Origin of the sequence: Jiangella ureilytica, assembly GCF_004348545.1 — a bacterium.
GTDB classification, from domain to species: domain Bacteria; phylum Actinomycetota; class Actinomycetes; order Jiangellales; family Jiangellaceae; genus Jiangella; species Jiangella ureilytica.
On the sequence record NZ_SMKL01000002.1, the window covers coordinates 74568 to 97185 of the forward strand.

The window sequence follows — 22618 nt, forward strand, 5'->3', positions numbered from 1 at the left end:
GCCCGGACGACTGGGAAGGACGTCAGGGAAGGCTGATCGCCACGTACTTGGTCTCGAGGAACTCCTCGATGCCCTGGACGCCGCCCTCGCGGCCGAAGCCACTCGCCTTGACGCCGCCGAAGGGTGCGGCGGGGTTCGAGACGATGCCGGCGTTGAGGCCCACCATGCCGACCTCGAGGCTCTCGCTGACCCGGATCGCGCGCTGCAGGTCGCGGGTGAAGACGTACGCGACCAGGCCGTACTCGGTGGCGTTGGCGCGCGCCACCGCCTGCTCGTCGGAGGAGAAGGTGGTGACGGGAGCGACGGGGCCGAAGATCTCCTCCGTCAGCAGGCGGGCGTCGTCGGGTATCTGGGACAGGACGGTCGGCTGGAAGAAGTACCCGGCGTCGCCGACCCGGCCACCACCGGTGACGACCTTCGCACCGCGGTCGACGGCGTCGGAGAGCAGCTCCTCGACGGTGCCACGCTGCTTGGCCGACACCAACGGGCCGACGTCGACGCCGTCGTCGGTGCCGCGGCCCACGCGCAGGGCGCCCATCCGCTCGGCCAGCCGCGCGGTGAACTCGTCCGCGACGGACTCGTGGACGTGGAAGCGGTTGGCCGCGGTGCACGCCTCGCCGACGTTGCGCATCTTGGCGAGCATGGCGCCGTCGACAGCGGCATCGAGGTCGGCGTCCTCGAACACCAGGAACGGCGCGTTGCCGCCGAGCTCCATGGAGACGCGGAGCACCTGCTGCGCCGACTGCTCGATGAGCGTCCGCCCGACACCGGTGGAGCCGGTGAAGGAGAGCTTGCGCAGCCGCGGGTCGCGGATGATCGGCTCGGAGACCTTGCCGCTGGACGAGGTCGGGATGACGTTGAGGACGCCGTCGGGCAGACCGGCCTCGCGCAGGATCTGCGCCAGCGCCAGCATCGACAGCGGCGTCTCGTGCGCCGGCTTCACGACCATGGTGCAGCCCGCCGCGATGGCCGGGGCGATCTTGCGCGTCCCCATGGCCATGGGGAAGTTCCACGGCGTGATGAAGAACGACGGTCCCACCGGCTGCTTCATGGTCAGCAGGCGGCTGCCGCCGGCCGGCGCGACCGAGTAGCCGCCGCTCACGCGGACCGCCTCCTCGGAGAACCAGCGCAGGAACTCCGCGGCGTAGGTGACCTCGGCCTTCGACTCCTTGACCGCCTTGCCCATCTCGAGCGTCATCAGCAGCGCGAGGTCGTCCGCCCGCTCCGTGACCAGCTCGAACGCCCCGCGCAGCAGCTCGCCGCGCTCTCTCGGCGGGGTGGCCGCCCACGAGGCCTGCGCCTCGGCCGCCGCCCCGAGGGCCGCCAGGCCGTCGTCGACGGTGGCGTCGGCGACGCTCGCGACGGCCTCGCCCGTGGACGGGTCCTCGACGTCGAACCGCTCACCGGAGGAGGCGGCCCTCCAGCCGCCGCCGATCAGCAGGTCGGTCGGCACTCCGGACAGCACTGCACGCTCATGGTCCGCACTCATGGATCCATTCCTACCCCCACGGGCCATGCCATGTCGCGACCCGTTCCGGGAATCGACACGGCGGGACCGGCAACGACGAGATGCAGCCCGGCCACGTCGAGCTCCGCGCTCAGCGCGTACGTGCCCCCGGCCGGCCCGGACAGCACGTGCAGGTACCGCAGGCCGGCCCAGCGCAGGTCGTGCCGGCCGACCTCGGCGCCGGAGGCGTCGCGGACGACGAGGACGGCGTCGTCGGCGGGCGCGCCCGTCCGGGACGGTCCGGCGAAGCCGAGCAGGACCGGGCGGATCCGGCCGGTCCCGGTGACGCTCCACTCCGGCTCCCAGCGCTCGACGGCGACCGGCTCGGTCGCGGCGGACTGACCCGCGGCGTTGGCGGCGACGGCGGTCAGCTCGCTCCCGCCGACGGCGACGGGCGCCGCCAGGTGCCAGCTGCCGTCAGGCGCCGTTCGCGCCGTCGCGACCGGCTCGCCGCCGGCCAGCACCGTCACCGTCGACGGCCAGTCCGCGCTGCCACTGACCGCGACGGTGCCGGTCACGGTGACCGCGGGCGCCTCGAGGGCCGGAACGCCAGGAGCCGTCACCGTCACGTCGCGGGCCCAGTCGACGGCGTTGAGCAGCAGCCGCTCGCCGTCGCCGGTCCAGCCCAGTCCGGGACCGACGGCGCCGGTCACCGCGCTCGCCGACAGCACGACCTCGACGCTCGCATCGGTGCGCCAGTCGTACCCGGCCGCGATCCCCGTCGCCGGCGAGGACAGCGTCGCCAGCGGCCGGCCCACGTACGACGACAGCGCGCTGTAGTAGCCGCCGTCGGTGATGAGCGTCGCCGGATCGGACAGACCGGCGAACAGCTCGTGCGCCGGGTCGAAGCCGGTCATCGTGACCGCGCCCTCGCCGTAGCCCTGGGCCCCGACGGCGACCCGGCCGGTGTAGGTCTCGAGCAGCCGGACGCCGCCCTGGCCGACACCCCAGGTGCCGGTGAAGACGAGGCTGGCCTCGGCGGCGTCGGCAGCGGCCAGCACGCCCTCGAACGTCGCGCGGTCCGGCCGGCCGCCGTTGACCACGACCACCTCGTAGGCGTCCAGGCTCCCGGACGCGACGGTCCAGTCCACCGGCGCCGCGGCGACCCCGGCGTCGCGCAGGAACGCCGTGACCGCGCCGCCCACGTCGCCGAGCACGCCCACGTCCAGCGGCTCCAGCGTGACGTCCAGCGTGGCCGTGGCGTCCGCCGTCACGGCCACCGACGCCGTCGCCGGCAGGTGCCCATCGGCGCTGACGGTGACCGCGTAGGTACCCTCGAGCAGGCCGCCGGCGGCGTACGCTCCGGTCTCGTCGGTGGTGGCGGTCCAGCCGTCCGGCCCGGTCCCGGTGACGACGGCGCCGGCCACCGGCTCGCCGTCGGCGGACGTGACGGTGCCGGCCACGCTCCCCCGCGGCAGCGGCGACAGCGCGACGTCGAGGGTGACCGTCCCGGACGCCGGGACCTCGACGGTCCGCGTCGACGGCGCGTACCCGAACGCCTCGACCCGGATCGTGTGCGTGCCGGCCGCGAGCCCCAGCACGTAGGCGCCGTCGGCACCGGTCGTCGCCGACGCCGCCGCCTCGACGGCCGTCACGGTGGCGCCGTCGACCGCCTCGCCGTCCGCCGTCACCACGCCCGCGACCTGCGCCTGCCGTGCCTCGGCCGCCCACGCGACGGCGTTGAGGTAGATGTCCTCCGCGGCCTCGGTCCAGCGGTCACCGGGCCGGCCGTACGAGCTGGCCGCGAGCCCGCCGAGCAGGATCTCGACGCTGGTCCCGGAGGTGAACCGGTAGCCGACCCCGTCACCGAGCGCGGCCCCGTCCGTCGCGGACCGCAGCGTCGCCACCGTCGTGCCGCTGTAGCCCGAGTAGGTCAGGTACTGCTGGTTGCCGCCGGGGTTGACCAGCAGCGGGATCGGCTCGCCGGACGCGTACCCGGCGAAGATCGGGTGCTCGGCCGACGGGACGACCTCGACCGCCTCGGTCACGAAGTCGTAGTCGACGGCCTCCGGGTCGCCGCGCAGGGCCGACAGCGCGCCGACGGCGTACCCGCCCCATTGCCCGGCGTGGACGACGGAGACGCCCGCGGCCGCCGCGGCATCGACGACCTGTGCGAACGCCGCGCGCTCCGAGGTCAGGACCGTGCCGTTGAGGACGACCAGCCGGAAGTCGCCGACCCGCGCCGCGAGGCCGGCCAGCTGCGGCCCGCTGACCTGCTCGACGGCGTACCCCTCGCCCTGCAGCAGGCCGGTGATCGACGACGACAGGTCCTTGACGACGGCGACCGGCAGCGACGCCCGCAAGCGGACGTCGACGTTCGCCGTCCCGCCGCCCGGCACCGCCACGGACCGCTCGAACGCCTGATGGCCGGCCGCGGTCACGCGCACCGTCCACGCGCCGGCCGGCACCCCGGCCACGCTGAACGCGCCGTCGGCGTCCGTCGTCGCCGTCAGCGGCGTGCCGAGCAGCTCGACCCGCGCCCCGCCGACCGCGGCGCCGTCGGGTCCGGTGACCGTGCCCGCGACGGTGCCCATCGCTCGGGTCGCGAGCTGGATCGGCCGGGTCAGCACCTGGCCGGCGGCGACGGTGACCGGCACCTCCGCCGTCACATGTCCGAAGCTCTCCGCGCGCAGCGTCCACGTTCCGGGCGGCAGCGGGACGACGAAGCTGCCGTCGCCGGACCGCGCGGGCACCGTCTGGCCGGTCTCGGCGACGGTGACGCTGCCGGTCAGCGCCGTGCCGCCGGCGTCGGTGAGGGTGCCGCGCACCTCGGCGCCGACGCGGTCGGTGTCGAGCGCGTGGCCGAGGGCGTTGCGCAGCAGCCGCTCCGCCTCCGGGGACCAGCTCAGGCCGGGCTGCGTGCCGTAGGCCGGGTAGCCGTAGGTGCTCACCGACAGCGTGCCGAGCAGCACGTCGACCGCCCGGGCGCCGCGGTGCCGCACGCCGGCCAGCCCGCGCTCCGTACCGTTCTCGGAGCGCACGGTCGCGACCGTCGTCCCGCTGAAGTCCTCGAACCAGGAGTACTCGCCGTCCTCCTCGACCAGCGGGAACGTGTCGGACAGCCCGGCCAGCAGCGGGTGCTCGGGGTGTGCGGCGGAGGCCGTGACGGCGCCGTCGTTGCGGGTCTCGCCGGCCACGCCGGGGTCGCCGCCGTAATCGGACAGGTAGCGGAACGAGCCGCGGCCGAACTGGTCCAGCCAGACCACGGGCACGCCGGCGCGGTTGAGCGCGTCGTCGAACGCGGCCCAGCCCGCCGCGCCGGGGTCGAACCCGGACGACGAGCCGAGGTTGGCGACGACGAGGTCGAGGTCGCCGACGGCGGCGGTGTCGGTCCAGGTCAGCGGCCGCGGCGCATAGCCCCAGTGCTGCAGGTACCCGGCCAGCCGGCCCTGGTAGTCGTCGACGACGCCGACCGACGGCGACGACCGCAGCTCGACATCGGCGCCGGTCTCCGCGCCGATGGTGACCGACACCGCGACGCGAGTGCGCACGTGCCCGTCGGCGACCACCTCGAGCTCGTAGTCGCCCGGCTCGACCAGCCCGAGCGCGTAGCTGCCGTCCTCGGCGGTCGTGGTGGTCAGCGGCGTGCCGAGCAGCGCCACCGTCGCCCCGGCGATCGGCTCGCCCAAGGCGGACGGGCCGCTGATGTCCACCTCGCCGGTGATCCGGCCGCGGACGGCCCCGGTGTCGGACGGGGTCAGCTCGGCGTCGAGCTCGGTGACGCCGTTGCGGGTGACGGCGACCTCGTGCTCGGCGGTCTTGTACCCGAACGCGCTGATCCGCAGCGTGTAGTCGCCGGCCTCGAGCGGGATGACGTAGGCGCCGGTCGCGTCGGCGGAGGCGGAATGGCCGGTCTCGACCACCTCGACGGTTGCGGGCACGGGCACGCCGTCGACGCCGCTGACCGTGCCCTCGACGCTGCCGAGTCCGGGTGCGGCGGCCCAGCGGACCGCGTTGACGTAGAGCGCGCGGCCGTCGTCGGTCCAGTCCTCGGCCGGGTGCTGCAGCAGCGTCGCGGCCAGGCCCGAGAGCAGCAGGTGGACGCTGCCGGGCGTACGCGCGGTGTACGCGGCGCCGACGCCGCGGTCGCCGCCCTCCTCGGTGACGGTGTGCGCCAGCGGCACGCCGGAGTAGCCGACGATCCCGGTGCTGTACCGGTCGGCGAGCAGGATCTCCGGCTGGCCGGGCAGGCCGGCGAACAGCGGGTGCTCCGGCCGTGTCGGCGCCAGCGAGACGATGCCCTCGCTGCTGACCGGCGTGGTGCCGGCCGGGTCGCCCAGGTGCGTGCGCAGCAGCCGCACCCCGCCGTCGGAGCTGAACCGGTCGTCCGGGAAGATGCCGCTGACCTGCGCGGCGTCCATCGCGTCGAGGAACGCCACGAACGCGGCCCGGCCCGGGTCGGGCGGGTCGTTGAACACGATGACGTCGAACTCGCCGACCCGCGCGACGTCGGTGAACGCGATCGGCTCGGCGGCGATCTCCGCGCCCGTCAGGAGCGCGACGATGCCGTCGCTCGCGTAGTCGCCGATGACGCCGACCCGCGGCGCCGGCTCCAGCTCGACGCCGGCGACGGCCTCCCGGCCGGCGACGACGGTGACGGCTGCGGTCGCGGAGAAGTGGCCGTCGGCCGACACCCGCAGCTCGTACGTCCCGCCGGGCACGTCGGCCAGCCGGTACGTGCCGGCCGCGTCGGTGGTGGCGGTGAGCTCGGTCCCGGTGAGCGCGACCTGCGCGCCGCCGACGGGAGTACCGTCGCGGCCGCTGGTGACGGTGCCGCGGACCGCCCCGAGGCCGGAGCTCGTGAGGGTCGCGTCGGCGGTGAGCTCGCCGCCGGCGGTGACGGTGACGCCCTGTTCGACCGGCGTGCTGCCGGGCCGGGTGAACCGCAGCGTGTGGTCGCCGGGCTCGAGCAGCAGCCGGTAGCGGCCATCGGCGCCGGTCGTGGCGCTCTGGCCGCCCGCGGCGACGGTGGCGCCCGCGAGCGGCGCGCCGGTCTCGTCGGTGACGGTGCCCGCGACGGCGCCGAACTCCGCACCGGCGGCGTACTCCACGGCGTTGCCGAGGACGGTGAACGCGGGCGCCAGCCAGTCGGTGTCCGGGACGCCCCAGCTCGCGGCCGCGGCCAGCGAGCCGAGCAGCACGTGGGCGCTGCCGGTGCCGCGCGGCGCGTAGCCGATGCCGCCGCCGGCCGCGCCGGCCTCGTCGGTGTGCAGCTCGGCGACGGTGATGCCGGAGTAGCCCGTGAACGCCGACCAGGCGGAGCCCGGCACCAGGATCTCCGTCCGCGCGTCCAGCGGCAGCCCGGCGGTCAGCGGGTGCTCCGCCGTCGCGAGCAACGACACCCGCCCGGCACCGCTGAGGTCGCCGGGCGCGGCCTGCGGGTCGCCGGTGTAGTCGACGAGGTGGTTGATCGCGCCCCAGCCGAGCGACCACTGGTCCAGCCAGACGACGCTGGTCCCGGCCGCGTCGGTGGCGGCGAGGAACCGCCCGAACGCCTCCTGCCCCGGCTCGGTGCCGTCGGCGCCGTTGGCCACGACCACCTCGAAGTCACCCGCCCGCGCCGCGACATCGGCGTAGTCCGTGGACTGGGCGGCGTAGCCGAGGTCCTCGAGCACGGACAGGATGCGGCCGCGGTCGTCGCCGACGACGGCGACCTCGTACCGGGTCAGCGTGAGCTGCGCGTCCGTGGTCTCGCCGGCGGTGACGGTGATCCGCACGCGCAGCGGGGCGTAGCCGGTCAGCTCCGCCTCGAGGGGGTAGGTGCCGGCGGCGATGTCGTCGAACTCGAAGGCGCCGGTGGAGTCGGTGGTGACGGCGTCGAGCGGGGTGCCGGCCAGGGTGACGGTGACCCCGCCGAGCGGATCGCCCGCCGCGTCGCTGACGGTGCCGGTGACGGCGCCGGTCTCGACGGCGGTGAGCTCGGCGTCGATCGTCACGGTGGCGCCCGCGGCCAGCTCGACCGTGCGGGTGTCGGTGCTCAGGCCGTAGTGCGCGACGGTGACGGTGTAGGTGCCGGGCGGCTCGGTCAGCTCGAACGCGCCGGTGCCGGGGTCGGCGGTGACCTCGGCCCCGGTCTCCTCGATGCGGACGGTCGCGGCGACCGGGCCGTCGGGTCCGGTGACGGTGCCGCGGACGGTGCCGGTCGGATGGAACGCGAACACGTTGCCGCGCACGTCGGCCGTGACCAGCAGCCCGTCGGCGTAGGCGGGCGACGTCGTCACGTTGCCCTCGGCCGCTGTCTCCCACACCAGCGCGCCGGTGGCGGCGTCCAGCGCCCAGAGCCGGTGGTCGAGCTGCGAGCCGCCGACCACGAACCCGTCGTCGGTGACCATGACCGACGCGCTCACGGCGCCGGACACCGCGTACTGCCAGACCTGCTCGCCGGTCCCGCGGTCGTACGCGACGACCAGCCCGAGGCCGTGCGACCCGGCGATGACCAGGTCGCCGTAGACGGTCGGCGTGCTGCCCTGGCCGTCGCCGTGCGTGTCGGCCTCCCAGCGCAGCGCCCCGGTGGCGGCGTCGACCGCGAGCAGGCTGCCGCCGCCGTCGCCGTCCGTCGTCGGGACGAACACGGTGCCGTCGACGATGCTCGCGCCGCCGATGAAGTAGTCGTCCTCACGGGTCAGCGTCCAGCGGACCGCCCCGGTGGCGGCGTCCAGCGCGACCAGCTCGCCGTCGTCGGCGTTCCCGACGATCGCCAGGCCCTCGCCGACGGCCGGGCCGGCGAACACCGAGGTGCCGACGTCGGCGGACCACAGCTGCTGTCCGGTGGCCGCGTCCAACGCGAACACCGTGTCCTCACGGTCCTGCGTCGGCCCGGTCGCCGCGTAGACGACGCCGTCGACCACGCTCGGCGCGGTGTAGACGGTCAGCCGGTCCGGCGTCGGGACCGCCCAGCGCTGCTGCCCGGTCGCCGCGTCGAGCGCGACCAGTCCGCCGTCGAGCCCGCCGCCGGCGACGACCAGATCGCCGGCCACAGCCGGGGTGCCGCGCAGCGCGTCGCCGGTCTGGAACGACCAGAGCCGCTCACCACTCGCGGCGTCGTAGGCGGCCAGCCGGCCGGCGTCGGAGCCGAGGAAGACCCGGCCGCCGGCGATGACCGGCGAGGCGAACGTCACGGGGCTGTCCGCGTCCTGCGTCCAGCTCGGCCGCAGCGTGCCGGCCGCGAGCGCGTCGCCGGCCATGCCGCTGCGGGTCGCGTTGTTCTGGTACTGCGACCAGCCGGGGTCGGTGGGCTGGTCCAGCGCGTCGAGGGCGAGGTCGAGATGCTCGTCGCCGTCGACGGTCGCGTCGGCGGTCACCGGCTGGTGGCCGGCGGCGGTGACCCGGACGGTGTACGTGCCGGCGGCGACGCCGCCGAACGCGAAGGCGCCGTCGGCGTCGGTGGTCGCGGCGTCGAACGGGGTGCCGGCCAGGGTGACGCGCGCGTGCTCGACCGGTCCGCCGGGCCCGGTGACGGTGCCGGTGACGTCGTGCGTCGCGGCGGTCTCGAGCTCCAGGTCGAGGGTGACGGTCGCTCCGGTCTCGACCGCGACGGCGGTCGTCGCGGTGACGTAGCCGTAGGCGGCCGCCGTCACGGGGTGCTCGCCCGCGGCGACCGGCAGCGTGTAGGCGCCGGCGTCGTCCGTGGTCGTGGTCTCGTCGCCGACGGTGACGGTGGCGGCGCCGACGGGGTCGCCGTCAGTGCCGGTGACGGTGCCCGCGACGGTGCCCGAGTAGGCCGCGCGGGTGACGGCGGCGTACGCGTCGACGATGCCGGCGCCGTAGCTGTCGTTGGGCAGCTCGCCCATGTGCGCCTCGGTGCGCGCGGTGTCCTCGAGCAGGCCGCGGATGTCGTCGATGGTGAGGTCCGGGTTCGCCGACAGCATCAGTGCGACCACGCCGGTGGCGTGCGGCGCGGCCATCGAGGTGCCGGAGATCGTGTGGTAGCCGCCGTCGCTCTCGGGGAGGTCGCGCGGCCAGGTCGAGCGGATCTGGTGGCCGGGCGCGCTGACCTGCGGCTTGCGAATGCGCTCGCCGTCCCAGATCGCCGGGCCGCGGCTGGAGAAGCCGGCGACGACGTCGTTGACGTCCGTCGCGCCGATGCCGATCGCGTTCGGGAAGCTGGCCGGCGAGCCGACCGTCCCCGGTGCCGGGCCGTTGTTGCCGTTGGCGAAGATCGGCACGATGCCGGCGGCCTCCCAGGCGGCGACGTCGTCCCAGAACGTCGTCGCGGCGCCGGCGTCGGAGCCCCACGAGTTGTTGACGACGTCGGGCGCGGCGGCCGGGTCGCCGCCGGGCGCGAGCATCCACTGGAAGCCGTCGTGGATGATCGACTCGGTGGTGCTCCCGGAGTCGCGGAAGATCTTCGCGGCGATCCACCGCGCGCCCGGGGCGACGCCGGTCAGCTCGCCGGGCGCGGTGCCGACGATGCTGCCGGTGACGTGCGTGCCGTGGCCGTTGCCATCGCCGGGGGTCGGGTAGTTCTCGCCGGTCGGGGCGTACCAGCTGGTGGCCGGGTCGCCGTCGGTGCCGCGCCAGGTGGCGCTGAGCGCGGGGTGGCCGCCGTCGGCGCCGCCGTCCATGATGCCGACCACGACGCCCTCGCCGCGGACGCCGTAGTCGGCCCAGGCCTGCGGTGCGTGGACCTTCTCCAGGCTCCAGCCGGGCAGCAGCGGCTCGCCGGGGGCGGGCTCGATCGGCTCCTCGAGGGTGATCTCCTCGTCCAGGCCGACGCTGGCGACGCCGGGGTGGTTCTCGAGTGCGGCGAGCGTCTCGGCGTCGACGGTCGCGGCGACGCCGTTGAAGATCCAGTACGGGGTGACGGCGGTGGCGCCGCCGTCGGCGAGCAGGTCGAGGACCGCGGGCTGGCTGGCCTCGGCGGTCGCCTGGAGCTCGGCGACGACGGTCTCGGTGCGGGCGACGCGGGCGGCCTCGTGGGCGTCGGCGGCGCTGCTGCGGTGGCGGGCGCGTTCGGCGGCCGCGGCGGCGTCGGCCTGTGCGGCGACGGCGGCGAGGTCGGCCTGCTCGCGCAGCCGGATGACCACCGCAACGGTGCCGTCGTCCGCCACTGCGGTGCGGACGGCGTCCTCGACACCGGTGGGAGCTGCGGTGCCGGCGTCCGCCGTGGTCGCGTCGTCCCGGCCGAACTCCGACGGGTCGACCGGCAGTCCCGCGGTCAGATCGGCGGGGACGGGGTCGCTCTCGGCCGCGGCCTTCGCCGTCGTGACCGCGGTCCGCACCGGGAGTGATCCGGACGCCGTCGCCGCCGGCGGCACCAGTGCGAGGCTTAGCAGCGGCGCCAGGAGCAGCGCGAGGGAGCGCGGGAGCAGCGTGCGTACAGGCATGGTGACCGCCCTTCACCACCGAGTCAGCGCCTTCGCCCGCCCGGGATTCGGACCAACCAGCGCATGGTGGTGCGCAACGGTATAGACCAGTCATGGACGGTGTAAAGACTGATCTTGTGACCGGTTGCTGCCAATGGCGGCTACCCGACAGCGTGCGCGGCCCGGTACGCCGTGGGCGTGAGCCCGGTGTGCCGGCGGAAGTGCTGGCGCAGGTTGGCGGCGGTCCCGAACCCGGCCGCCCGCGCGATCTCCGCGACGTCGAGGCCGGTGGTCTCGAGCAGCGACCGCGCGTGGTCGATGCGCTCGTGGTGCAGCCAGCGCAGCGGGGTGGTGCCGGTCTCGGCGAGGAACCGGCGGTGGAAGGTGCTCGGGCTCATGGCCGCGCGACCGGCCAGCTCGGCGACGGTGAGCGGGCGGTCGAGGTGGGCGGCGGCCCAGTCGAGGACGCCGGCGAGCGTGGCCTCGTCGGGCCGCGGGACCGGGCGCTCGATGAACTGCTGCTGGCCGCCGTCGCGGTGCGCGGGGAAGACCAGCCGGCGGCTGACGGCGCTCGCGACGGCCGCGCCGTGGTCGGAGCGGATGATGTGCAGGCACAGGTCCATGGCCGCGGCGCTGCCGGCCGCCGTCAGCACCTGGCCGTCGTCGACGAACAGCACGTTCGGCCGCAGGTCGACCTGGGGGAAACGGCGGCGGAACCGGTCGGCCCAGCGCCAGTGCGTGGTCACGGCGTGCCCGTCGAGCACGCCCGCCTCGGCCAGCGTGAACGCGCCGGTGCAGAAGCTGACCATGCGCGCGCCGTTGTCGTGGGCCGCGGCGCGGAGTGCCTCGAGGGTGGCGGCGCCGAAGCCCCGCTCCGGGTCGGGCCGGTTCGGCGCGATGACGGTGTCCGCCGTCGCGACGTCGTCGAGCGTGCCCGGGCAGCGCATGGTGAACAGCCCCTCGCGCACGTCGACGTCGTCGCTCGCGGAGCAGACCACGAGGTCGTACCAGTCGACATCGAGCTCCGGCCGGGCGATGCCGAACATCTCCATCCCGATGGCCATCTCGAGCGGGTTCGACCCCGGCCCGACGACGAGCGCGACCCGGTGCCGTCGAGGATGGGAGGATCGTTGCGACATATGCCATTCCTAGCACTCACGGTGTGGTTCCGTCGTCAGCCAGGCTTGACGGCATGACTTCGGAACCGATCAACCTCGACGCCGCCCTGGGCTCGTTCCAGGAGTTCTGGAGCCCGCGCATCGTCACGAAGATCAACGACTACGACGTCAGGATCGCCAAGGTGCAGGGCGAGTTCGTCTGGCACGCCCACGACGACACCGACGAGTTCTTCCTGGTCCTGGACGGGGAACTGACGATCTCGCTGCCGGACTCCTCGGTGCTGCTGCGCCGCGGCGACGTGTTCGTCGTCCCGCGCGGGGTGCAGCACCGCCCCTCGTCCGCCGACGGCGCGTCGATCCTCATGTTCGAGCCGACCGGCACGGTCAACACCGGCGACCACGACGGCGACATGCCCGCGCACGTCGCCAGCACCGCCGGCCGGGCGCTGTAGCCGCCTGCGGCGCTAGACCAGCGGGGTCCCCCAGCGGTCGAGGTAGCTGAGCTCCTCGACCGGCTGGCGGGTGCCGGGCTTGAAGTCCTGGGTGGTCGTGTAGGCGATCGGCAGCAGTCCCACCTGGGTGACGTCGTCGGGGATGCCGAGAATGCGGGCCGCCTCGGCCTCCTTGACCAGGTGGTACGACGTCAGCGTGGAGCCGAGGCCGCGCGAGCGCAGCGCCAGCTGGAAGCTCCAGACAGCAGGGAAGATGCCGCCGTAGAACACGGAGTCGGCGGCGTTGGTGCCGTGCGGCCGGCCCTGCACGCACGGGATGACGAACACCGGCACCCGCTCGATGATGTCGACGAGGTGCTGGCCGGAGTCGAGGATCCGCTTCATCGGCTGCTGCTCGGCCGCGGCACCCGCCGCCTCGCGCCGACGGCGCATGTACTCGCTGCCGACCTCGCGGAAGATCGCGCCGATCTGCGTGCGCAGGTCCTGGTCGCGCACCACCAGCCACCGCCAGCTCTGCGCCGCACCCGGTGTGGGCGCCTGGACGGCGAGGCGCAGGCAGTCGGTGATGACCTCGGGCTCCACCTCGCGCTCGAGGTCGAGTTTGCGCCGCACCGCACGCGTGGTGCTGAGCAGGTGGTCGGTGACGGCGGTGTCCATGCGGGCTCCCTCGGCGATTCGGTCCGGTCAGGCTACTGATCGGACCCGGCCCGCGGCGCGAGGGGCGACCGGCAAGCTACGGCGTCCAGTCGGGCGAGTCGACGGAGCCGGTCTCGGCGACGAAGAGCACGTGGACGCCCGCGGCGGCACGTCCGGTCCTTGTGCGCTCGGCGAGGTCGCGGTAACGCGGCATGTCCGGCAGGACCACCAGAGACTCGTGCCCTGGATGGGAGTCCAGGAGCATGACCGCCTTCACCAGTGCCTGGGAGTACCAGTGTCCTGCCTGAGTGGACGGGCGCGTCTTCTTGATCTCGTCGGCCCGCCGGACGTCTGCGTATCCGGCCGACGGCCAGCCCTTCACCTCGGCGCCGAGCCGCCGGTCGTCCTTGCGGGCGACCACGTCGACGCCGTGTTCTCGCGAGGCGGTGTCGGCGAGCGAGACCAGCCGCCAGCCGTGCTCGCGCAGGTACGCCGCGAACAGCGACTGCACCTCGCCCTCCCACGGCCAGCCGGCAGCAGAGGACGAGGCCCTGCCGGACCGGGCCGGCCGCGGCCCGGCCGGCTCGGGACCGATGATCTCGAACCCCAGCGACCGCAGGTGCCGCCGGGCGACGGCGCTGCTGAACTGACCGCGTGGCAGCCCCGTCACCAGCTGGTACACCTGCTTGACGGGGAAGACGGCGGCGCCGACGCGCACGCCGTACTTCTGCACCGGGGCGGGCTGCACGCCGGTGAGGGCACGCATCACGTCCTCGCGGGTCAGGTCGAGCTCGACTCCCCTGACGACGAACCGCATGGGCCGAGCATGCCGGGAGGCTCGGACTCAACCACCGGCCGCCGGCCGGGAGGCTCGGACTCCACCACCGGCCGCGGGCCGGGCCGCGTACTCGACCAGGCGGCACAGCGTGTTGACGCCCTGGACCTGGTCGAGGCTGCGCACCGGCGCGCTCAGCAGGGCCGGGCTGCCGACCAGCACGGCCAGCGACCGGGCCCGCGACACCGCGACGTTGAGGCGGTTGCGGTTGGCGACGAAGTCGACGCCGCGAGGCGCGTCGCTCGCCGAGGACGTGGTGAGGGAGACGATGACGACCGGCGCCTCCTGGCCCTGGAACTTGTCGACGGTGCCGACGCGCGCCCGGCCGTCGAGCACGCCGAGCAGCTGGCCGACCTGCGCGTTGTACGGCGCGACCACGAGGATGTCGGCCGGCCCGAGCACCCGCGACGACCCGTCGCCGGCCGTCCAGGTGCGGCCGGTCAGCGACGCCACCAGGTCGGAGACCACCGTCACCTCGGCATCGCTGCGGACCGAGCAGCCGGCGTGCTCGACCGGCACCCAGCGCACCCCGGCCCCGGCCAGCGCGTCGTCGCCGCCGACCACCTGGCGCTCCAGGCCGGACCGCGGCACCAGCAGCGAGTCGTAGGACAGCTCGGACACCGGCGCGCACACCTCGGGGTGCATGCGCCACGTGGTGTCGAGGAACAGGCCGCGCTCCGGCGGGACGGTGTCGTGCTCGCCCAGCACGTGGTCGAGGGCGGAGACGCCGGCGCCGTCGGGATGGATGCCCTTGGCCGGCTGCGGCAGCTGGCGCGGGTCGCCCAGCAACACCAGCGAGTCGGCGGCGGCCCCGGCGGCGACGGTGTTGGCCAGCGAGAACTGCCCGGCTTCGTCGACCACGAGGACGTCGACGCGGACGTCGGGGCGGGCGAACAGCCAGCCGGTGCCGGCGACGAGGTTGACCGTGCCGGCCGCGATGGCGGACTCGACGTCGGCGTTGTCGGTCGTGACGGTGACCGACGGGTGCCGGCTGGCGTTGCCGTCGTCGGCCTTCTGGATCGCCCGCACGAGCGGCCGGCCGCCGAACAGCGAGCCGTCCTCGGTCTCGCCGCCGGCCGCCGCCATGACCGCGTCGAGCAGGTGGGTGATGACCCGGTGGCTGAGTGCGGTGATGCCGACGGTCTTGCCCGCGCGGAGCAGCTCGACGACGGCCTGCGACCCGGCGTAGGTCTTGCCCGCCCCCGGCGGGCCCTGCACCGGCAGCGCACCGTCGAGCGCCGGCGCCACCCGCCGCAACGCGTCGGAGCCGGACTCGCCGGCCAGCCGCAGCTGGGTGCCGTCGGCCAGTCGCGGTGTCGCGCACGAGAGCAGGTCGCGCACGCCGCGGAACTGTCCCTCGGCCTCGAACCCGTGGACAGAGACCCAGCCGCCGACCCGCACCAGCGCCTTCTCCTGAACGCCGGCCGGGATGGGGTCGGGCGGCAGCAGCGCGACCGGGTGCGGGTGTTCCTTGGCCAGCGCGCGCTTGAGCTCGACGATGCCGTTCTCGAGGTCGAGCCGCAGGATCTTGCTGGTGCCGCCGTCGGCGCCGGCGTGGCCGCACTGGTCGCCGGGGCGCAGCCGGCTCTCCTGCGCGGGGATGGCGTAGCGCCAGACGCCGGAGCGCTTCTCGGTGCGCAGCAGTTCCGGGGCGTGCAGTCCGCCGAGCGTGGCGGGGTCGTCGACCAGCTCGTCGACGGCGAGCCGGCGGACGCGGAAGTACTCCCACCACTCGGCCCGGTTCTCGCGCCGGTGCCACTCGAGCAGCCCGGCCAGCAGCGCTCTGGACCGCTGTTGCGGGGTACGGGCCGAGGGGTCGGCCGGGACGCCGTCGAGCAGCCGCGCCTCGATGGCGACCAGCTCGGGGTCGCGCTCCTTGAGGTGCTCGGCCTGCTCGTCGCCGATGTCGTCGGGGCGCGGGACGGCGTGTCCGGCGGCCAGCGCCTCGGCCCGGCGGTCTTCGAGCCAGTCGCGCAGCTGCCGGGTGCTGACGCAGTCGTCGCGGTTGTAGGCCTCGATGTCGTCGAGGATCTGCTGGTCGCGCTCGGCCAGCCAGCGCTCGTACTCGACGATGCTGGCCCCGGCGTCCTTGACGGCGGCGCCGAGCCGGCCCTCGGGCGAGTAGAACCGCTCGAGCGCCTTGATGGAGTACGACTCGGTGCCGACGAGCAGACCCTGCTTGACGACGGCGTAGAGGTCGACCAGCCGCTCGCCCCGCAGCAGCGCGTCGACCTCGTCGACCCGCGAGCCGTACCGCTGCGACAGCCCCTTGAGCCGGCTCGGCTCGTACGGCGCGTAGTGGTAGACGTGCATGCCGGGACGGGCCCGCCATGCGGCCATGACGTGGTCGACGACGTGTTCGAACGCCCGCCGCTCGGCCTGCGGGTCGTGTGCCCACCAGGACACGAACCCGTCGCGCATGTCGGACACGCCCCACAGGTACTCGAGCCCGTGGTCGCCGAAGAACGGGTCGCCCTCGAGATCGAGGAAGAGGTCGCCGTCGTCGGGGGCGGGCAGCAGCGCCAGGCCGCGGCGCACCTCGATGGGGGTCACCAGCTCGTACGGCGGCAGCTCCTGTGACCGCGCCCCGACCTGCAGCCGGGCCTGCGTGGCGAGCTTGCGCTTGGACGCGAGGCCGACTCGCCCGACGGTGTCGAGCTCGGCCGGCGTGGCGGCGGCCAGCCGGCCGACGGTGGTGATGCCGGCGGTCCGCAGCGCCTCGCGCTGGTCGCGCCGGAGGAACGGCACCAGGACGAGGTCGTCGTCGGCGTGCCACTGCTCGGCGCAGGTGTCCTTCCACGGGCAGATGGCGCAGTGGCTGACCCGCAGCGGGTAGGTCTGGGGCGGGTCGGCGAGCCACTGCCCGTACCGCCGCATGGCGTGCCGCGCGTACGCCGCGACGTCGACGTAGGGGACGGCGACGTGCTGGCGGTCGCCCAGGATGACGGTGAGCGTTTGCGGCGCGACGCCCTGCAGCTCCTCGAGCCGCTGGGCGTAGACGGCCATCTGCAGCAGCGCCGCGGCCTTGACGTGGCGCGCCAGCTTGGTGTCGGCGATGTCGTAGGACCAGGGCCCGAGCTCGGACGGGCGGTGGTCGTTGCGGACGAGGAAGTCGGCGTGCCCGCGCCACCGTCCGTCGAAGAAGGTGGCCTGGAAGATCCGGTCGGCGCCGTCCTTCATGGCGGCCAGCGTGCGGTCCTCGGCGTCGGCCAGGTCGCTGCCGCGCGGGATCTCGACCACCCGGAACGACGCCGCCATCTCGGCCAGGACGGCGGCCTCGTGCTCGTCGCCGCGCCGGCGGACGACGTCGGCGCCGGGGTCGGCGCCGGACGGCCGCGGCCGCCGTCCTTCCGCGACCTCGCGGTTCAGCGTGGTGAGGTGCGGGCACTCGAGGTGGCCGACCAGGTCGGTCGGGCTGAGGACCAGCCCGCTGTCGGTGACGTACATGCCGCACCTCCTTCTGTCCAGACCCAGCCTGCCGCATGCCTCCGACAGAATCGCGACGCCGCGTCAGCCGGCGAGTGAACGAACGATCAGCGTGATCGCCGACAGCGCGCACACCACCATGACCGCCATCCGCAGGCGTCCGCCGTCGGCCGCCGCCCGCAGCACCGACGCCAGCGCGAACCCGGCGGCGAGCAGCGGCGAGAGCCACAGTGCCGCCGTCGTCTGCACCATGGTCAGCTCGCCGACCACCCGCAGCGCGGCCAGCGAGAACCCGGCGCCGATGAGGAAGTACACCGCGAGGGTCGAGCGCACCTTCGGGCCGAGCTCGCTCTGGTAGACCAGCGCGAGCGGCGGCCCGCCGATCGAGGTCGCCGTCCCGGAGATGCCGGACACCGAGCCGGCCGCGACCAGCACGCCGCGCGTCATCGGCAGCCGGATCGTCCGGACCGTGAGCACCACGGCGGCCAGGATCACCAGCCCGACGCTCACGCTCAGCACCCGCTGCGAGATCACCGAGACGATCCACGCGCCGAGGGCGGTGGCCGGCAGCCGGCCGAGGAACGCCCAGCGCAGCCCCCACCAGTCGACGTCGGACCACTCGCGGGCCAGGGTGAACACCGGCAGCAGCATCGACAGCCAGAGCAGCGTGCCGGGCATCAGCTCCGGCGCGAGCAGCGCGGCCACCGGCGCGGCGAGCAGTCCGAGCCCCAGCCCGATCGCGCCCTGCACGGCGGCGCCCAGGAACACGGCGACTGCGAGCACCACCATGACGTCAACCGGCGGCATCATGAGCCCCGTGACCGACGACCTCGACGCGCTGCGCGACCGCCTGCTCCGCTTCGTCTCCGACCGCGACTGGGAGCGCTTCCACACGCCCAAGAACCTGGCGATGGCGCTGGCCGGCGAGGTGGGTGAGCTGCTCGCCGAGCTGCAGTGGCTGACGCCCGAGGAGTCGGTGACCGTGATGGCGGCGGATCCGGACGCGGCGGCCCGGATCCGCTCCGAGGTCGCCGACGTCACCAACTACCTCGTCCACCTGGCGGCGGCGCTGGACATCGACCTGGTGGCCAACGCGCACCACAAGCTGGACGAGGTGGAGCTGCGGTACCCGCCGGGCGCGCAGCCGCGTGCGTGACGTCATCGGCGACGACGTCAGCCGCGGCTGCGTGCCCGCTGGACCGCGTCGGCGACGATCGCGACGTTGGCCGCCACCAGGTTTAGGCACTCGGCCGGGCCGGCTGTGCTGGGCGACGAGACCTTGACGCCGACGAAGCGCGGCTCCGATGCGGCGTCGACGCAGGCCCGGACCTCGTCGGCGGTGAGCAGGCTGGTGGCGGCCTCGGCGGCGACCGGGGCGTCGGACCAGTCGCGGATCGGCAGGTGCAGGTCGGCCCAGGCCGGCCCGTCCAGCGTGTCGGCGTCGGACACCCCGGAGAACACCAGGGCGCCGAGCCGGCCCCGCGCCACCACGGCGGCGAGGTGCTCGCGGGCGCCGCCGACGCGGCGGGTCTCGATGACCGAGCGCCCCCAGTTCACCGAGAAGCCGATGCCGCGCTGGGCCGCGACGGCGAGCTCCTCGTCGAGCGGGAGGAAGCCCTTGGCCGGCTGGTGGTCGTCGCTGTGCGCGTCGGAGTGCTCGATCAGCAACTCCGTGCCGCCCCAGTCCCAGCTCAGGACCTCGTCGAGCGACGCCCGGAACGCGTCGGCGGAGGTGAACGGCCGTCGCGGCGCGGAGTGCACCTCGACGGCGGTGATGGTGCCCCCCGGGCCCTCGTTGACGGCGGTGACGAACTCGAAGGCGCGGCGCAGCTGCTCGACCGCCTGCTTCCGGCCGCCGTCGTCGGACGATGCGAGCCCCTGCGCCGGTGCGCCGGCCAGCGCCATGATCGTCGCGGGGATCATCGTCAGCACGTGCTCGCTGGCGACCGCGGTGGCGTGCAGGTAGGCCGGGTCGTTCCACGCCGAACCATGGCCCTGGAACGGCACCTCGAGCCCGTCGACCGCCGGCAGGGCCAGCACGTCGTCCACGTAGGTCCGGAACCGGGTGCCGGGCTCGAGACCCCGGGGTGCCGCCGCATACGCACCGACGATGAAGGGCATGCCGATCTCCTCGCTGGCTGGTGGACTGGCCGCGCTCAGCGTAGGTCGCCTCGACATGGAACGGTTTGCCGGGTCGGAGTCGGGCATCCTGGTCGCATGACCGCGTCGGTGATCCCGGTGATCGTCGAGGAGTGGCAGTTCGCCTGCTGCGCCGACCCGTTCGCCGTCGGCGACCTGGTGAGCTGGCGGCTCTCCTTCGCCGAGGACGACGTCGCGCTGGACGAGGCGCGGGTGACGGTCGACGTCGTCACGGGCGAGCACATCGAGACCGAGCAGGGCCGGTTCGGCAGCCTGCTCACCGTCCAGAGCGAGCCAGGTCGCGGCGTCACGGCGTTCGGCCCGTCGCACCCGGCGGGTCGTGCCCTCCGGCTGTCGGGCGCGTTCGCCCAGGACCATCACGACCTCGTCCCCGCCACCGTCCCACTCACCACCGGGCGCATCACCCGCGTCCGCGAGGCTCCGGTCACGTCGCAGCTGCGGGACGTGCGAGGTTTCGCCGACCGGACCATCGACCTCGACGACGAGCACGCGTGGGCGCCGCTCTTCCTGATCGACCTGCAGGTCGGCCAGCGCTGATCAGCGGCGGCGGACGGCGAGCAGGCCGAGCACGAACAGGACGACCGCGACCCCCGTCATGAGCAGGCCGACGTCGTGCAGGCCCTCGGTCGAGAGGTTCTGCTCGAGGACGACGCCGAGGACGCTGGTCGCGGCGATGGCGCCGATGTAGCGGAAGGTCTGGAACAGCCCGGCCGAGGCGCCCATGCGACCGGCCGGCGCCGCCGAGTAGAGCGCCGTCTGCAGGCTGATGTTGTTGACGCCGTTCGGGACGCCGAGCAGGACGGCGATCCCGAGCAGCAGCACGACGGGCGTCGCGTCGCCGAGCAGCTGCAGCGCCGACGCCGCCACCACCATGAGCCCCAGCCCCAGCAGCCGCGGCCCCGTCGGGCCGTGCCGGCGGATCGCGCGGGCGGTGATCGGCGTGACGATGATGCTGAGCACCGTCGTCGGCAGGACGAGCAACCCCACCATCGCCGGGTCGAAGCCGCGGACGTTCTCGAGCCAGATCGGCATGCCGAAGAAGATGCAGTAGAAGATGAGGTTGATCCCGCCCTGCTGCACGAGAACGGTCCTGAGCGCCCGGTTCGCCACCAGCCCGCGCACGTCGAGGAACGGCTCGGCCACGGCGCGCTCGCGCAGGACCAGCAGGACTCCCAGTGCGGCGACCACCGGGACCAGCCACCACCGCGGCTCGCCGGCCAGCGACAGGACGGCGAAGATCAGCGCGACCAGTAGACCGCTGAACAGCGCGATCCCCGGCAGGTCCACGTCGCGCAGGCCGATCCCCCGGCCGCGCTCGACCGGCACGCCGCGCAGCACCCGCGTCGCCAGCACGATCCCGAGCAACGTCACCGGCACATTGACCAGGAACACCGCCTCCCAGCCGGCGACGGCGATCAGCAGCCCGCCGAGCACGGGGCCCAGCGCGGCGCTCCCCGACGCGGCGACCGACAGGACGGCGAGCGCCCGGGCGGGCGGCCCGGCGCCGGCGCCGCTGCTGCCGGCCGCTGCCCGCACCAGGATCAGCGCCGACGGGTACGCCGTGGACGTCGCGGCGGCCTGGACCAGCCGGACCACGAGCAGCCAGCCGAAGTCCGGCGCGAGCGGCGCCAGCGCGGACGCCGTCCCCATGACGACCAGCCCGCCGATGAACAGCCGCCGCGCGCCGAACTGGTCGGCGAGCCGGCCCATCAGCGGCTGGCACACCGCGGCGACCACGTAGAACCCCGACGCCAGCCAGGTGGTCGTCGCGATGCCGATGCCGAAGTCGCGCTGCAGGCTGACCAGCGCCACCGCGATCATCGACGAGTTCAGCGGGTTGAGCAGGGTGCCCAGCGACAGCGTCAGCAGGAGCCGGGTCGGGACGCGGCCGGCGCCGCCGGCTCCGTCGGACCCGCCCCGGCCCCCGTGGATCACGGCGCGGCGCCGTGGCGGGGCACCCAGCGCGCCATCAGGGTGGCGGCGACGAACGCGACGGCGCCTGCCGCGGCGATGGCGGCGCCCAGGGTGGCGGCCGCGGTGACGACGCTCACGAGCACCGGCCCGGCGCCGTTGCCGAGGTCGGCGAACAGCCGCCAGGCGCCGAGGAAGGTCGCCCGGCTCACCTCGGGAGAGACGTCGGAGCCGATGGTCATGATGATGCCGCTGCCCAGGCCGTTGCCGAAACCCATCAGGAGGGCCACGGCCGTGTAGGTGCCGATGCCGCTGGTCAGCGGGAGGAGCACGAGCGACAGGCCGAGCAGCACCATCGAGGGGACGATGATCCAGCGCCGGCCCAGGCGGTCCATCGCGTAGCCGGCCGGGTAGAAGATCAGCATCTCCATGGCCCCGGAGAGGCCGAACAGCAGGCTGACGGTCGCCGGGTCGAGACCGATGTGCTCGCCCCAGAGAGGGATCGCCACCTGCCGCGACGCCCGGGCCGCGCCGACCAGGAGCGCCCCGACGCCCAGCGTGCGCAGGACCGGCAGGTGCCGGCGGATGATGCGCGCGGTGCTGTCGGGCTTGCCGGCCGGGCGGACGGCGGTGCGCTCGCTGCCGCCGTCGGCCGCCGGTGGCTCGCGCACCACGAGCAGCACCACGACGGCGGCGACCGCGACCACGACGTGCACCCAGTACCCGCCGCCGAGGCCGAGCCGGCTCATCACCGCCGCACCCAGGAACGGGCCGACGAACAGGCCGATGCGCTGCATGCCGCCGAGCGTCGACAGCGCCCGGCCGCGCAGGTGGAACGGGATCGCCTCGGTGACGTACGCGTGCCTGGCCAGCCCGAACACCGACGACGAGATGCCGATGGCCACCACCGCGACGGCCAGCAGGTGGACCGACGGCGCCAGCAGGCAGGCGGTGAGCGCCCCTAGCACGACGACCAGCGCGAACAGCATCGCGCGCCGCTCCCCCAGCCGAACGGCCAGCATGCCGGCCGGCAGGTCGCCCACGATCTTGCCCACGCCCAGCAGCGCGACGATCAGGCCGGCGGTCGCGACGGAGCCGCCCAGCTCGCGCGCCGACAGCGGGATGACCGGAGCGATGGCTCCCTGGCCGATGCCGAACAGGAGCGAGGGAAGGTACACCGAGGGACCGATCGACCAGATGCCGACCTGCTTGCGGGCCGTCAACGTCGGTCCTGGCGCACTGCGGCAGCCTCCCTGACCCGTCACGCA

13 protein-coding genes are annotated in these 22618 nt (G+C 74.5%); 3 read left to right on the plus strand and 10 right to left on the minus strand.

Annotation, left to right across the window (positions count from 1 at the left end; translation table 11 throughout):
* Nucleotides 1–22: 22 nt before the first annotated feature.
* The 3 genes from E1212_RS01335 to E1212_RS01345 all read right to left on the minus strand — a co-directional run bounded on the left by E1212_RS01335 (nucleotide 23) and on the right by E1212_RS01345 (nucleotide 11951).
* Entirely contained in the window at nucleotides 23–1489 is a 1467-nt protein-coding gene (locus tag E1212_RS01335; protein ID WP_131977985.1) for an NAD-dependent succinate-semialdehyde dehydrogenase, read from the minus strand.
* Nucleotides 1486–10833: a carboxypeptidase regulatory-like domain-containing protein gene (locus E1212_RS01340; RefSeq protein WP_131977988.1), complete on the minus strand. Its 9348-nt coding sequence runs from the start codon at nucleotides 10831–10833 to the stop codon at nucleotides 1486–1488. The genes E1212_RS01335 and E1212_RS01340 overlap by 4 nt, the downstream gene beginning before the upstream one ends.
* A gap of 140 nt (nucleotides 10834–10973) precedes the next feature.
* Nucleotides 10974–11951, minus strand: coding sequence for a GlxA family transcriptional regulator (locus tag E1212_RS01345; protein ID WP_131977991.1), 978 nt, complete (start codon nucleotides 11949–11951; stop codon nucleotides 10974–10976).
* Between the two features lie 53 nt (nucleotides 11952–12004).
* Here E1212_RS01345 and E1212_RS01350 point away from each other — a divergent pair, with 53 nt between their 5' ends.
* Nucleotides 12005–12382, plus strand: a complete 378-nt coding sequence (locus E1212_RS01350; protein WP_131977993.1) for a cupin domain-containing protein — start codon at nucleotides 12005–12007, stop codon at nucleotides 12380–12382.
* Nucleotides 12383–12394: 12 nt separating this feature from the next.
* Here the strand turns inward: E1212_RS01350 and E1212_RS01355 are convergent, their stop codons facing one another.
* From E1212_RS01355 to E1212_RS01370, 4 genes are all read right to left on the minus strand, one after another.
* A complete protein-coding gene (locus tag E1212_RS01355; protein WP_131977996.1) occupies nucleotides 12395–13039 on the minus strand; it encodes a nitroreductase family protein in 645 nt (214 codons plus the stop codon).
* A 76-nt stretch (nucleotides 13040–13115) separates the two neighbouring features.
* On the minus strand, nucleotides 13116–13835 hold the full coding sequence (locus E1212_RS01360) for a hypothetical protein (protein ID WP_131977999.1): 720 nt from the start codon (nucleotides 13833–13835) through the stop codon (nucleotides 13116–13118).
* Nucleotides 13836–13862: 27 nt separating this feature from the next.
* A complete protein-coding gene (locus E1212_RS01365) occupies nucleotides 13863–17300 on the minus strand; it encodes a TM0106 family RecB-like putative nuclease (RefSeq protein WP_131978002.1) in 3438 nt (1145 codons plus the stop codon).
* 63 nt (nucleotides 17301–17363) lie between these two features.
* Entirely contained in the window at nucleotides 17364–18068 is a 705-nt protein-coding gene (locus E1212_RS01370; RefSeq protein ID WP_203416134.1) for a sulfite exporter TauE/SafE family protein, read from the minus strand.
* A 28-nt stretch (nucleotides 18069–18096) separates the two neighbouring features.
* Between E1212_RS01370 and E1212_RS01375 the strand changes: the two genes are divergently transcribed.
* Entirely contained in the window at nucleotides 18097–18435 is a 339-nt protein-coding gene (locus E1212_RS01375; RefSeq protein ID WP_238992215.1) for a nucleotide pyrophosphohydrolase, read from the plus strand.
* A 17-nt stretch (nucleotides 18436–18452) separates the two neighbouring features.
* On the opposite strand, the gene E1212_RS01380 is transcribed toward E1212_RS01375, so the two are convergent.
* Nucleotides 18453–19400: a DUF4862 family protein gene (locus E1212_RS01380; protein WP_162605247.1), complete on the minus strand. Its 948-nt coding sequence runs from the start codon at nucleotides 19398–19400 to the stop codon at nucleotides 18453–18455.
* Between the two features lie 96 nt (nucleotides 19401–19496).
* Between E1212_RS01380 and E1212_RS29175 the strand changes: the two genes are divergently transcribed.
* The gene (locus E1212_RS29175) at nucleotides 19497–19976 is read left to right on the plus strand and encodes a DUF6578 domain-containing protein (protein ID WP_162605248.1); all 480 of its coding nucleotides are present in this window, start codon (nucleotides 19497–19499) and stop codon (nucleotides 19974–19976) included.
* Here the strand turns inward: E1212_RS29175 and E1212_RS01385 are convergent, their stop codons facing one another.
* The gene (locus E1212_RS01385) at nucleotides 19977–21374 is read right to left on the minus strand and encodes an MFS transporter (RefSeq protein WP_131978014.1); all 1398 of its coding nucleotides are present in this window, start codon (nucleotides 21372–21374) and stop codon (nucleotides 19977–19979) included. It lies immediately after the preceding gene.
* Nucleotides 21371–22573 (minus strand): MFS transporter, encoded by a 1203-nt coding sequence (locus E1212_RS01390; RefSeq protein WP_131978017.1) that lies wholly within the window; start codon nucleotides 22571–22573, stop codon nucleotides 21371–21373. The genes E1212_RS01385 and E1212_RS01390 overlap by 4 nt, the downstream gene beginning before the upstream one ends.
* Nucleotides 22574–22618 lie beyond the last annotated feature (45 nt).

What these genes read in the sequence shown, in the direction of transcription:
- E1212_RS01345 (WP_131977991.1), bottom strand. Translation starts at nt 11,951, where the DNA reads ATGTCGCAACGATCCTCCCATCCTCGACGGCACCGGGTCGCGCTCGTC.
- E1212_RS01370 (WP_203416134.1), bottom strand. Translation starts at nt 18,068, where the DNA reads ATGGTGGTGCTCGCAGTCGCCGTGTTCCTGGGCGCCGCCGTGCAGGGC.
- E1212_RS01355 (WP_131977996.1), bottom strand. Translation starts at nt 13,039, where the DNA reads ATGGACACCGCCGTCACCGACCACCTGCTCAGCACCACGCGTGCGGTG.
- E1212_RS01380 (WP_162605247.1), bottom strand. Translation starts at nt 19,400, where the DNA reads ATGCCCTTCATCGTCGGTGCGTATGCGGCGGCACCCCGGGGTCTCGAG.
- E1212_RS01340 (WP_131977988.1), bottom strand. Translation starts at nt 10,833, where the DNA reads ATGCCTGTACGCACGCTGCTCCCGCGCTCCCTCGCGCTGCTCCTGGCG.
- E1212_RS01365 (WP_131978002.1), bottom strand. Translation starts at nt 17,300, where the DNA reads ATGTACGTCACCGACAGCGGGCTGGTCCTCAGCCCGACCGACCTGGTC.
- E1212_RS01335 (WP_131977985.1), bottom strand. Translation starts at nt 1,489, where the DNA reads ATGAGTGCGGACCATGAGCGTGCAGTGCTGTCCGGAGTGCCGACCGAC.
- E1212_RS01350 (WP_131977993.1), top strand. Translation starts at nt 12,005, where the DNA reads ATGACTTCGGAACCGATCAACCTCGACGCCGCCCTGGGCTCGTTCCAG.
- E1212_RS01360 (WP_131977999.1), bottom strand. Translation starts at nt 13,835, where the DNA reads ATGCGGTTCGTCGTCAGGGGAGTCGAGCTCGACCTGACCCGCGAGGAC.
- E1212_RS29175 (WP_162605248.1), top strand. Translation starts at nt 19,497, where the DNA reads ATGACCGCGTCGGTGATCCCGGTGATCGTCGAGGAGTGGCAGTTCGCC.